At 72.7% G+C, this 12,195-nt stretch carries 10 protein-coding genes and 1 pseudogene; 5 read left to right on the top strand and 6 right to left on the bottom strand.

Features of this window, described 5'->3' with window-relative positions; genetic code table 11:
- Positions 1-72: 72 nt before the first annotated feature.
- The gene (locus ACN28A_RS18200) at positions 73-978 is read right to left on the bottom strand and encodes a TatD family hydrolase (protein ID WP_421396677.1); all 906 of its coding nucleotides are present in this window, start codon (positions 976-978) and stop codon (positions 73-75) included.
- Positions 979-1,201: 223 nt separating this feature from the next.
- Here ACN28A_RS18200 and ACN28A_RS18195 point away from each other — a divergent pair, with 223 nt between their 5' ends.
- A complete protein-coding gene (locus tag ACN28A_RS18195; protein WP_421396675.1) occupies positions 1,202-2,488 on the top strand; it encodes a hypothetical protein in 1,287 nt (428 codons plus the stop codon).
- A gap of 89 nt (positions 2,489-2,577) precedes the next feature.
- Here ACN28A_RS18195 and ACN28A_RS18190 read toward each other — a convergent pair whose 3' ends face one another.
- Entirely contained in the window at positions 2,578-3,048 is a 471-nt protein-coding gene (locus ACN28A_RS18190) for a hypothetical protein (RefSeq protein ID WP_421396674.1), read from the bottom strand.
- A gap of 158 nt (positions 3,049-3,206) precedes the next feature.
- On the opposite strand from ACN28A_RS18190, the gene ACN28A_RS18185 reads away from it, so the two are divergent.
- The 3 genes and pseudogenes from ACN28A_RS18185 (at position 3,207) to ACN28A_RS18175 (ending at position 5,850) form a co-directional block, all read left to right on the top strand.
- A complete protein-coding gene (locus ACN28A_RS18185) occupies positions 3,207-4,568 on the top strand; it encodes a DUF6236 family protein (RefSeq protein WP_421396673.1) in 1,362 nt (453 codons plus the stop codon).
- A 205-nt stretch (positions 4,569-4,773) separates the two neighbouring features.
- Positions 4,774-5,647, top strand: a pseudogene (locus ACN28A_RS18180) (helix-turn-helix domain-containing protein).
- Positions 5,644-5,850 (top strand): DUF397 domain-containing protein, encoded by a 207-nt coding sequence (locus ACN28A_RS18175; protein WP_421396672.1) that lies wholly within the window; start codon positions 5,644-5,646, stop codon positions 5,848-5,850. The pseudogene ACN28A_RS18180 and the gene ACN28A_RS18175 overlap by 4 nt, the downstream one beginning before the upstream one ends.
- Before the next feature lie 350 nt (positions 5,851-6,200).
- Here ACN28A_RS18175 and ACN28A_RS18170 read toward each other — a convergent pair whose 3' ends face one another.
- Genes ACN28A_RS18170 through metG form a run of 3 tightly spaced genes read right to left on the bottom strand, consistent with a single transcriptional unit; the run spans position 6,201 to position 9,957 of the window.
- The gene (locus ACN28A_RS18170) at positions 6,201-7,244 is read right to left on the bottom strand and encodes an alpha/beta hydrolase family esterase (RefSeq protein WP_421396670.1); all 1,044 of its coding nucleotides are present in this window, start codon (positions 7,242-7,244) and stop codon (positions 6,201-6,203) included.
- Positions 7,245-7,266: 22 nt separating this feature from the next.
- On the bottom strand, positions 7,267-8,127 hold the full coding sequence (locus tag ACN28A_RS18165; RefSeq protein WP_421396669.1) for an SAM-dependent methyltransferase: 861 nt from the start codon (positions 8,125-8,127) through the stop codon (positions 7,267-7,269).
- Positions 8,128-8,154: 27 nt separating this feature from the next.
- Positions 8,155-9,957: a methionine--tRNA ligase gene (metG, locus tag ACN28A_RS18160; protein ID WP_421396668.1), complete on the bottom strand. Its 1,803-nt coding sequence runs from the start codon at positions 9,955-9,957 to the stop codon at positions 8,155-8,157.
- A 204-nt stretch (positions 9,958-10,161) separates the two neighbouring features.
- On the opposite strand from metG, the gene ACN28A_RS18155 reads away from it, so the two are divergent.
- Positions 10,162-11,157, top strand: a complete 996-nt coding sequence (locus ACN28A_RS18155; RefSeq protein WP_421396667.1) for a hypothetical protein — start codon at positions 10,162-10,164, stop codon at positions 11,155-11,157.
- Positions 11,158-11,288: 131 nt separating this feature from the next.
- On the opposite strand, the gene rsmI is transcribed toward ACN28A_RS18155, so the two are convergent.
- Positions 11,289-12,146, bottom strand: coding sequence for a 16S rRNA (cytidine(1402)-2'-O)-methyltransferase (rsmI, locus tag ACN28A_RS18150; protein WP_421404475.1), 858 nt, complete (start codon positions 12,144-12,146; stop codon positions 11,289-11,291).
- Positions 12,147-12,195 lie beyond the last annotated feature (49 nt).

Raw genomic sequence — 12,195 nt, 5'->3', positions numbered from 1 at the left:
GCGGGCTGCGGCTAGGTGGGCCGCAGCTAGGTGGGCCGCGGCTGAGCGGCTACGGCTACGCGAGCGGCGGGGTCACCAGGGGCCGAAGACCCGGTCGCCGGTGGCCGAGATCGCCGCGCAGAGTTCGTCGAGGTCGGTGCCGGTCGTCTCGGCCAACGACCGGACGGTCAGCGGGATCAGGTACGCCGAGTTCGGCCGACCCCGGTGCGGCATCGGCGTCAGGTAGGGGGCGTCGGTCTCCACCAGGATCTGCTCCATCGGGGTGATCCTGGCCGCCTCGCGCAGCGCGGTCGCGTTGCCGAAGGTGACCGTGCCGGCGAAACTGAGCAGGTAGCCGCGCCGGACGCACTCGGCGGCGAACTCGGCGTCGCCGGAGAAGCAGTGCAGCACCACCGTCTCCGGAGCACCCTCGGAGTCCAGGATCCGCAGCACGTCGGCGTGCGCGTCCCGGTCGTGGATCACCAGCGGCTTGGCGTACCGCTTGGCGATCGCGATGTGTGCCCGGAAACTCGCCTCCTGGGCCGCCCGGCCCTCGGCGCCGGTACGGAAGAAGTCCATCCCGGTCTCGCCGATGCCGCGTACCCGCTCCTCGGCGGCCAGTGACTCGATCTGCCGCAGCGCCTCGTCCAGGTCGGCGAGCCGGGGCGCCTCGTTCGGGTGCAGCGCAACCGTGGCGACCACCGCCGGCTGTCGCGCCGCCACCTCGGCACCCCACCGGGACGAGACCACGTCCACACCGACCTGCACCAACCGGTCCACCCCGACCTCGGCGGCCAGCTCGACCGCCGCCGCCACCGGATCATCCGACCGGCCGTGCCACGGCGGCGTACCCGCCTCGGGAAGGGTGATGTCCAGGTGGGTGTGGCTGTCGAGCACCGGCACCGGCAGGGGCTCGGGCACCGGTGGATACTCCCCCGCCCGGCGGGCGGCCCGCTGGCGGCGGCTCTCGGTCGGCTGCTGACTCATCGCCGCCAGCATCACACACCGGTCGGGGGCCCGTGCGCGGGCGTACCAGGTGGGGTCATCCGGCGGGGCGGCGGCTGCCGGACCGGCGCCGTGGGTCGATCGGCGGGCGGCGGGTGCCGGAGCGGCGCCGGGTGACCAGCCGAACCGGCAGATCCGGGCGGGTCCGGTCCTGGCGACCCCGGCCGGTTACCCGACGTTCACTCAGCCGGTGCCGACCGGTCTTAGCGTCGGCGCGGTGAGCGTGTCCCCGCCGGCCAGTGCGGTGCCCGAGACGCCGACCGGACTCCGGGTCCGGTACGGCGGCGCCGTGCACCCGGCCGGGGAACTGGCCCGGGGTGCCGCGTACGAGCTGTTCAGCGCGGAGGCGTCGGCCGGGTTCGACCGGGACCGCCGCCCCGACGCCCGCTACCCCTACCACCGGTACGTCCACGCCAGCGAGGTCGGCCGGCTGCCCGATCCGCACCGGGGCGTCGGTACCGGGCCCGCTGCCGAGCGGGCGAACGGGCTCGGTGTGCCGGACAGCCCGCTGACCGCACCGCTGAACCGGGTCCTGGGCTGGACGGACATCCACGGCCTGAGTCAGAGCCCGGCCGCCGCCGAGGACCCGGTGCTGGTCTCGGTACGCGAGTCGGCGACCGTGCGGCGGGGCAGCCAGATGGTCAAGGCGCTCTCCGCCCAGCAGTTCGCCGGGTTCCTGTTGCGCGGCTGGCTGCCGTACGGCTTCTGCTACCGCGAGTACGACGTGGCGCACCTGCGCACCCCGGCCGACCAGATGCTGCTGCGTACCGACTCGGAGGCGGGGCGGGCGGTGCCGGAGGTGGCGTACCTGCTGCGCTGGCGGGCCACCGACCCGGTCGACTACGTCGCAACGCTGGCCGGCACCCACCGGGGCCTGATGACGATGCCGCCACACGACCGGGTCGGCCCGCCGGTACTCGGCACCGGGTTCACCCCCAGCGGGCGGCACCTGATCCCGGAGTTCGTCACCCGGGACTTCGCCGACCTGCCGTTGCCGGCGAACGCCGCCCTGCTGGCACACACCCCGGACGGGGACGAGGTGGTGCTCTACACGTACCAGCCGGAGCAGCGCGGCTGGCTGCGGATGGCCGGGCCGCGCTGGCGGCACCTGCTGGCGGCGGTGCCCGGGGTCTCACCCGACCAGGAGTACGTCTCGACAAGCGACGCGATCCGCTCCACCCTGCTGGTCGGCGGCTACCGGGGACAGGAGCACGAGGCGGTCGCCGACCCGCCCGGCGAGTTCCGGGTGCTGGCGATGACCCGGGCCGCCCGTTACCCGGTGCAGACGCTCACCCGCCGGGCCCGTTACGTCGACTGGCGGGACACCCGCTGCCTGGTACTCCGCGAGGAGGGCGGCTGGCTGCGGCTACGGCTGTGCCGGCCCGATCCGGACAACGTGGCGGCGCTCGGTGCGCAGTGCTACGAACGCGGGGTCTACGAGTCCTGGGCACCGGCGGCCGAGGTCACCGACGACCAGCTCGTCGACATCCCGTACGAACTCTGAGCGGCCCGGAACGTCACCCGGCCGGCCGAGGGCGGGAGGTCAAGTGACGTGGCCGTGCCGGGCACACCGTCGGTTCGGGGCTCGGCTGTTCAGCCGCCCGCCCGCACGAAGGTGAGGTCGTAGTCCTTCCGCCAGGTCCTGCCGGCGTCCTCGGATGCCTCCCAGCGGCCGAGGATCCGGTCGGCCTCGACATCGGCGACGAAGCGCTGGTGCATGTCCGGGTCCTCGCGGACCATCGTCCAGCGCCCGCCGTCGAAGGTCGTGACGTACTCCCGGCAGACCCCACGGTCGTCCTGGTAGAGCGCGACGAATCGGTCGTTCGCGTCGCTGCGCCCGAGGACGACACTCATCTCGGAGTGCGGGTGCCGTTCACCGCCGAACGCCAACCGCACGACGAGTAGCGACTCGCCGAGCCACTCGATCGTGCCGGTGCCCGGCACCGTCGTGCCCGGCGGTTCGAGGAACCAGGCGTCGGACAGCGTCGTCGTCCACTCGCCGACCAGCCCGCCGAGCTTCGCCATCTCGGTGTTGCGCATCGCCACCTCCAACCGGTGCGACATTACCTCTCCGGAAGCCCACGCCCGGTCGCCTCCGGGCGGCCTGTCCGGGTCGCGTCCGATCCGAGTCGTTGTCCGGGCGGTCGGTCCGGTGGTTGTTCCCGACGGTGGTGGCGGGTGCCGGCTTCCGGGCGTCGCGCGGAACGGGCATTGTGTTGTCCGTGAGCGACGTCGCCCTCTACTACCCGTACGTCAACCTGCCGGAAGACGCCTGGGTGAAGGCAGCCGCCCTGCACTGGCCGCGGCTCGGCCGGATCCGCCCGAGCGGCTACCACGGCCTGCGCGACTCCGACACCGTCAAGCGGCTGCGCGACGAGCTCGACTTCGTCCTCGACGTACGGCCCGGGTGGGGGCAGCGATCCTGGGTGGACGAAGAGGTGCTCGACCGGGTCGACAGCTATCCCGGCGGGCGGATCCGGCGGGTCGACACCGAGGACCAGATCGACGCGCTGTTCTACGACTTCCTCGACCGGCACCTGGCGGAGCTGATTCCCCGGTACGGCGCCGAGGCGCTGGGCGTCGAGTCCCTGCACACCTGGGACGTCTACGACGAACTCCTGCCGATCGACCCCCGAATGGAGAAGATCCATCCGGGCAAGATGTCGTACGGCCTGGCGCACCGGCTGGCCGACGACGGGTTGCTGGTCTCGCGCCGCTACCAGTGGCGCCGGGCCGAGGACGGCCAGGTGCTCTCCGTCGGCGACCTGGCGATGCACCGCCGCCTGGCCGGCGTCTACTTCGCGATCCTGGCCGATGTCGTCGCCCGGGAGAACGGGATGACGCCGCTGACCGACCAGCCACTCGCCACCGCCGGCACCTCGGGCTGGACGGTCGAGGCGATGGCCCGAATCCTGCTCGGCGACCCCGACCGCGACGCAGCCGGTAACGCGGACGGCGACGCAGCCGGTGAGGCTGTCGACGGCTTGGCCGACGACGACGCGGTGCGGGATTCGGCCGACTACGGCCATGCGGTCGCGGTGCTGGCTCTGGAGACGGTGCTGCCGCGCGACCTGGCCGAGGTGCCGGTCGAACGGATCATCGAGGCCCGTCGCCACCTGCTGCCGCAACTGCTGCGCTACCGCGAGTTCCTCGACGAACTCGCCCCGGAATTCGTGGCGATCAGTCAGGTGCGGGACCCGGAGGTAAGAGCGGCCAAGCTCGGCAACCACGTGCGCAGCCGGATCACGCACCCGCTGGACGAGATGGAGCGGACGCTCGGTCGGCTCGGCCTGCAACCGGTCCGCGCGGTACTCACGCTCCAGACGCTCGCCCCGCCGGCCGCGCTCGGGGTACTCGGCAACGCCCTGCACCTGCCGCCGGTCGTGACCAGCGCCGGTGTCGTCGCCGGTTGCCTGGTCGGCGCGGTCGGCGGTGCGCTCGACCAACGCCGGCAGGTACTCGCCGGACACCCGGCCGGCTATCTGCTGGAACTGCGACAGGAACTGGCACCCTCCGACACCGTCGCGCGGATCAGGTCCGCCCTCCGGCGCGCGACTCCCGACCGGCGGCACCACAGCCGATAACGACCGCAATTCGCGATTCGCCGCTGTCCAACGCGAATAGGCACCGCTAATATCCGTGTCGATGACCGGCGCCGAATTCCAGCTCGGCTGCCGACTCCGGCGGCTCGTCAACGCCGCACCAGGGCCGGCACTTCTTCCGCTCGCGCCACGGCAGCATTTCATTCTGCAATTGCACCGCATTCAGGATCGGCGAAAGGAACCCGCTATGGACCGGGACCGGACGACCGTGCCCCGGCGGCAGCTCGGTCGCTATCTGCGCCAGCTCCGCGACGAGGGCGGCATTACGATCAAGACCGCCGGGGCGGCGGCGGAGTGTTCGACGGTGAAGATCTGGCGGATCGAGAGTGGACTGAGCCGGGTGCGTTACCCCCGATGTCAGGGCCCTCTGCGACGCCTACCAGGCGTCGCCGGAGCTGACCGAGACGCTTGTCAGCCTCGCCCGGCAGACCGCCGACGGCTGGTGGCAGGCGTACGGCGACGCCGTCCCGGACTGGTTCGAGCTGTACGTCAGCATGGAGGAACACGCCGACCACATCCGGCACTACGACGGCGAGCTGGTGCCGGGACTGTTGCAGACCCGCCGCTACATGGAGGAGGTGATGCGGATCGGCCGGCCGGACTGGAGCGACGAGGACCGCGAGCGGCGGGTCGAGCTGCGGCTCAAGCGGCAACGGTTGCTGACCCGGCGACGCCCGGCCGCGCCACGGCTCGACGTCGTGCTCAGCGAGGCCGTGCTGCGCCGCCCGCTGGCCGACCATGCCGCGATGGTCGAGCAGCTCCGGCACCTCGCCGCGCTGAACGAGCACCCCAACATCCGGTTGCGGGTGCTGCCGCTGGCCGTCGGGCCGCACCGCGCCTCGGCCGGAGGCGCCTTCGTGCTGCTCACGTTCCCGCAGCCGAGGCCGGATCGGGCCGAGCCGCCGATGGTCTACCAGGAGGGGCCGACCGGGGCGCTCTATCTCGACCGGCCGCAGGACATCGACGCGTACGACGCCATCTGGAAGGACCTCGCCCGGCTCGCCCTCTGGGAGGCAGAATCGAACGACGTGATCGGATCGTTCGCAGGGGAGAGACGATGATCGACCGAGCCGAGCTGACCGGCGCCGCCTGGCGCAAGAGCAGCCGCAGCGGGGCGGAGGGTAACTGCGTCGAGGTCGCCGACAACCTGCCCGACCTGGTCGCCGTACGCGACAGCAAGGACCCGCACGGCCCGGTCCTCACCTTTCCGCCCTCCCCCTGGCGCCGTTTCGTCCACTCCGTACGCGCCAACCCCCGCCGATAACCGCCGACCGGCAGCCGCCCCCGCCGGTAGCCGTCGCGGGTGGTCGGTGGCCGTCCTGTGGATCGGTGACCTGGACAACAGAGGCGTTACCGATGCCGGGTAGCGCCTCTGTTGTCCAGGTGAAGGTCGTAGCTCGGACGGCGGAGCAGGCGGCGCGCCGGGAGCAACAGGCGGGCTGGCCCGCCGGGGGGCTGGCGCGCCGGGGGGCTGGCGCGCCGGGGGGCTGGCCCGCCGGGGGGCTGGCGCACAGGCGGGCTGGCGCGCCGGGAGCACAGGCGGGGCAGCTCGACAGTCTCGCGTGGAGCAGCACCGCCGCTGGCCGGGAGTGCCGTTGTGAGGTCCGTGGCGGGCTACCGGGCTGGTGGTGGCGGCTTCGGGTGGGCGGCGAAGAAGCTCCAGAGCGTCTCGGTGGCGGACAGCGCCGACGAGGGCGGGTCGAGGTCGAGCAGGCCAGGGCCCCGGGACGGCCGGTGCGCCGCGCCCGGCCACTGGTGACCGGCCCCGTCGACGGTGACCAGCCGCACGGCCCGGCCACCCGGGCAGGTGCTCTCGCTCGTCGTCACCGGACCGGAGCTGCCGACCGTCGGCTCGGCACATCCGCCGGTCCGCCGCCACTGCGCGACCAGCTCGGGCACGGCCGGACCGTCCATCTTGACCGGCCGGTCCCCGGTGCCGCCGTTGTCGCGCTTGCCGGGGCCGCCGCCGTACGGCACCGTCCGGTCGGCACTGCCGTGGATGTGGATCAGCGAGATCGGCGCCGGGGACGGACAGTCGCCCAGCCTGGTGGCGGCGACCGGGCCGATGGCGGCGAAGGTGGTGCTCTCGCAGCCCAGCCGGTAGGCCAGCATCCCGCCGTTGGAGATGCCGGTGACGTAGACCCGGTTCGGGTCGACCGGCCGTTCGGCAGCCACGGACCGGACCACCTCCTCGACGAACGCCACGTCGTCGACCCCGGCCCGGACGGCGGGGCCGCAGCAGCCGTCGCTGACCGCCCAGGTCCGCCTGGTCCCGTCCGGATAGGCGACGAGGAACCCCTCCCGGGCCGCGGCGGCGTTCCAGCCGTACGCCTCTTCGGCCTGGGCGGCGGTGCCGAGTGCGCCGTGCAGCATCACGACCAGCGGTACCGCCGTGGAGCGTGCCAGCCCGGCCGGCTGGTGAAGCCGGAAACTGCGCTCGGCACCGCCGACGGTGACCCGACGCTCGACCGTGCCGCCGGGACCGGCTGGACCGCCCGGACCGGCCTGGCTGCTGGCGGAGGCGGTCGGTGCGGGTTCGGGCGCGTCGTCGGAGCTGCCGTCACAGCCGGTCGCCAGCAGCAGGACGGCGACGATTCCGCTGGCCGTCAGGCGCGGCAAGCGGGCCGAGCCCGCGATCTTCGGAGTCAACCGTGCCATCGGTGCATTCTCGGGCGGATGGTCAGAGCTTGCGGAACACCACACCGCACTCCATCGACCGCTGGTTCTCCGGGGGCGACTCCAGGTACGGCCGCAGCGGCTCGTCGACGTGGGCCAGCGTGGGCTGCTCGGGGTCGGGACGCCATTCGACGACCTGGACCAGACCCGGCTCGATCGTCTCCGCCGGCTCCAGCCCGCGCAGCAACTCGGTGACGTCCTCGACCGTGCGGTTGCGCCAGGACAGCCCGAGCCGCCTGGTCATCTCGTTGCCCTCCTCGACCGTCGCCCGGTCGATCCCGCAGACCTGGGAGAACCCGAGGTAGCTGCCGGGGGCCAGCGCCGCCCAGACCGTCTCCAACATGCTGCGCAGCTTCTCGTCGTCGACGATCGAGTGGCCGATCGAGAGGAACAGCGCTGCCGCCGGCTCGGAGAAGTCGATCAGCTTCCGCGTCTCGGGGTCGCCGAGGATCCGCTCCGGTTCGGTCATGTCGGCCGCGATCACGGTGGTGGTCCGGTCGTCGGCGAGCAGTGCCCGGCCGTGGGACAGCACGATCGGGTCGTTGTCGACGTAGACCACCCGGGCGTCCGGCTGGAACCGCTGGGCCACCTGGTGCACGTTCGCCTGGGTCGGCAGCCCGCTGCCCATGTCCAGGAACTGCCGGATGCCGGCGTCCCGGGCCAGGAAGCGGACCAGCCGGTAGAGGAAGAGCCGGTTGTTCCGGGCCTCGTGCACCCCCTCCGGAAACTGCTTGTGCACGGCCAGCACCGCTGCCCGGTCGACCGGGAAGTTGTCCTTGCCGCCGAGGCAGTAGTCGTACATCCGGGCCGGGGTGGGCACGTCATGCCGAATCTGGGGCTTGCTTCCGTCACTGGGCGCGGTCACGACCCGCATCGTACCGGGCGGCCCGGATCAGTCGCCGAGCCGGGCAAGCTCCTCGTCCACGATGGACGGGTCGAGCTTGCGGAACACCGGCTTCGGCGCGGCCAGTGCGCGCCCCGCCTCGACCGGTGCCGACCCCCACTTCGCCCCGACCGTGTAGTCCCCGGTCAACACCGGGTACGACGGTCCGCCGTCCAGGTCCTCGACCTCCACGATCGACGGCATCGGCGCGTGCACCCCGGTGCCGCCGAGCAGCTCGTGCACCCGCTGTGCCGAGTGCGGCAGGAAGGGCGTGAGCAGCGTGTTGGCGTCACTGACCACCTGGAGGGCGACGTGCAGGACGGTGCCCATCCGGGGCTTGTCGGCCTCGCCCTTGAGCTTCCACGGCGCCTGCTCGGACAGGTATCTGTTCGCCTCGGCAACCACCCGCATCGCCTCGCCGATCGCCTGCTTCTGGCGGTGCTTGGCGATCAGGTCGCCGACCGTGTCGAAACCGGCGCGGGCGGTGGCCAGCAGCGCCTCGTCGGCCTCGGTCAGCCCGGCCGGGTCGACCGGCGGGATCGCACCGAAGTTCTTCGCCGCCATCGAGATCGAGCGGTTGACCAGGTTGCCCCAGCCGGCGACCAGTTCGTCGTTGTTGCGGCGCAGGAACTCGGCCCAGGTGAAGTCGGTGTCCTGGCTCTCCGGGCCGGCGACGGCGATGAAGTAGCGCAGCGCGTCGGCGTCGTACCGGGCCAGGAAGTCGCGTACGTAGATCACGACCTGCCGGGACGAGGAGAACTTCTTCCCCTCCATGGTCAGGAACTCGCTGGAGACCACCTCGGTCGGCAGGTTGAGCCGGCCCAGGCCGCCGGGCTCGCCACCCCGGTCGCCCTCGCCGTCGTAGCCGAGCAGCAGCGCCGGCCAGATCACCGAGTGGAAGACGATGTTGTCCTTGCCCATGAAGTAGTAGCCCCGGGCGTCCCCGCCCGGACCGTCCGCCGACCACCAGCGCCGCCACGCCTCCGGGTCGCCGGAGCGGCGCGCCCACTCGATCGACGCCGACAGGTAACCGATCACCGCGTCGAACCAGACGTAGATCCGCTTGTCGCTGCGGTCGCGCCAGCCGTCCAGCGGGATCGGTACGCCCCATTCCAGGTCCCGGGTGATCGCCCGGGGCTGGAGGTCGTCCAGCAGGTTCCGGGAGAAGCGGAGCACGTTGGGTCGCCAGCCCTCCCGGCTGTCCAGCCACTTCGCCAGCGCCTGCGCGAAGGCGGGCAGGTCGAGGAAGAAGTGCTCGGTCTCGACGAACTGCGGCGTCTCGCCGTTGATCTTCGATCGCGGGTTGACCAGGTCGATCGGGTCGAGCTGGTTGCCGCAGTTGTCGCACTGGTCGCCCCGGGCGTGCGGGTAGCCGCAGATCGGGCAGGTGCCCTCGATGTAGCGGTCCGGCAGGGTGCGCCCGGTCGACGGCGAGATCGCCCCCATGGTCACCTTGGGCACGATGTACCCGTTGCGGTGCAGCGCCTCGAACAGCTCCTGCACCACGGCGTAGTGGTTGCGGGTGGTGGTCCGGGTGAAGAGGTCGTAGGAGAGGCCCAGCCCGTGCAGGTCCTCCACGATCACCCGGTTGTACCGGTCGGCCAGCTCGCGCGGGGTCACCCCCTCCTTGTCCGCCTGCACCTGGATCGGTGTGCCGTGCTCGTCCGTCCCGCTGATCATGAGTACGTCGTGCCCGGCCATTCGCATGTACCGGCTGAACACGTCGGAGGGGACCCCGAAGCCGGAGACGTGGCCGATGTGGCGCGGGCCGTTGGCGTACGGCCAGGCAACCGCCGCGAGAACGTGACTCATGAAAACAAGCGTAGTGACCACCCGGACCAGCCCGGCGGCCGGCCGGCGACACGGCGCTGACAGGGCGTCGGCAGGGCGTCGGCAGGGCGTCGGCCGAAAGATCCCTCAACCTGCCAATATTCAGACTGATATCCGACTTTTTTCCCCTTCGACACGCGGTCTGAGCTGCCCGACCGGGCCGGGCCAGCGTTGTCCAATGGACGGGTGACGGGCCACGAGGGTGGGCAGCAAGCAGCGGAAACGTGCCCTTCCGACGTCGAGCCGTGCCCTTCCGGGGCCGATCAGCCGCCCCGTCCCGAAGCCGTCCCGGAACCGGCCCCGGCTTACGAGCCCGCGCCCGTCGGGCCGTTCCGCGGCGCCACCCCCGCCCTCGGCTCCGCCTGGCTCGGCGCCCCGGGTGCCCCGGCCGGGCCAACCGGCATCGAGCCGACCACCGGTGCGCCGCTGGCGATCCTGCCCCAGCGGGCGCCTCGGGCCACCGCTCCGTCCTGGAACCGGCCCACCGGGCAACTCCCCACCGCCCCGCCGGGCGCCGACCCGGAGTCGGCCGGGGAGGAGGACGACGACGACGACTTCTGGCTGCCGATCGAGGAGGTGCACTGGGACGGCACCCCCGTGCAGCCGACCCCCCGGACCTGGTACGGCCGCCGGAAGGAGCCGGCGGCGACCCGGGCCCGGCAGCGCGGACCCCGGCCGCCGAAGCCGCAGCGGAACCCGGCGCTCGGCCTCGCGGGCGTGATCCTCTGTTCCCTGGTCGCCGCCTTCTTCGCCTGGGTCAGCGCCGAACCGTTCTGGCTCGCCGCCGGACGTGGCGAGCTGGGTACGGCGACGGTGGAGAGCTGCGTCGGCCGGGGCCTGGCACAGCACTGCCGGGGCGACTTCAGCGCCGACAGCGGCCGGCTGCGGGTGCACGACGTCCGGCTGGTCGGGGTCGACGGGGCGCACCGGGAGTTCGGCAGCCGGCTGACGGCCCGGACGACCGGGGTGGAGAGCGGGAAGGCGTACGTCGGGACGGGCACCGGCCTGCTGCACCTGCGCTGGGTGCTCGGCTTCGGGATGGTGCTGCTCTGCTGCGCGGGAGCCGGTTGGGCCACCGGGGCGCGTCGACTGCCCGAGCGGCGCAGCCGGCACGCCGCCACCCTGGCGAGCGTCGCCGGTCCGCTGCTGCTCACCGCCGGCTTCCTGGCCGCCGTCTACTGAACTTCCGCCGCCTACAGGACCTCAGTCGCCTACTGAACCTCAGTCGCCTACAGAACCTCCGCCGCCTACAGAACTTCAGTCGCCTACTGAACCTGGTCGGCGGCCGGGGGGCGCACGGCCCGCCTATGAACTCAGTCGGCGGCCGGGGCGTGCACGGCGGCGTAGACGTCCCGGCGGCGCAGCCCGTACCCGGTGGCGACGGCGGTGATCGCGTCGCGTCGGGACGTACCCCCGGCTTCCAGGTCGGCGACCGCGGCCCGCAGGTCGGCGACGGCCGGGACCGGGGCGGCGACCGCCGGGGCGCCCGCGACCACCAGGGTGATCTCGCCGCGCGGCTCGCCGTCGGCGGCCCAGGTCGCCAGCTCGCCCAGCGGCCGGCGCAGCACCTCCTCGTAGGTCTTGGTCAGTTCCCGGCAGAGCGCGGCCGGCCGTTCCGGGCCGAACGCGGCGGCCAGGTCGGCGAGCGACCCGGCGATCCTGTGCGGGGCCTCGAAGAAGACCAGGGTGCGCTCCTCGGCGGCCAGCGCCCGCAGCCGGGCCCGACGCGGGCCGCCGGTGCGGGGCAGGAAACCCTCGAAGCAGAACCGGTCGGTGGCCAGGCCGGAGAGGGCGAGCGCGGTGGTGACGGCGCTGGGGCCGGGCGCCACCGAGACCGGCACGCCCGCCTCGACGGCGGCCCGGACCAGCCGGTAGCCGGGGTCGGAGACGCTCGGCATCCCGGCGTCGGTCACCAGCGCCACGAGCGCGCCGTCGCGGGCGGCGTCGACGAGTTCCGGGGTACGGCGTTCCTCGTTGCCCTCGAAGTACGACACGATCCGGCCGGTGATGGTGACGCCCAGGTCCCGGGCCAGCCTGGTGAGCCGGCGGGTGTCCTCGGCGGCGACGACGTCCGCCTCGCCGAGGGCGTCCCGCAGCCGTGCCGAGGCGTCGCCGGGGTTGCCGAGCGGCGCACCAAGCAGGATCAACCGGCCGTTACCGGACGATTTCATCACCAAATATCACCTTCATCGATAGCTGTCATCGCACATAGCGAGCGTC

Source organism: Plantactinospora sp. WMMB782, from assembly GCF_049179135.1.
Classification (GTDB): Bacteria; Actinomycetota; Actinomycetes; order Mycobacteriales; family Micromonosporaceae; genus Plantactinospora.
This window is presented reverse-complemented; position numbering and strand designations above follow the sequence as displayed.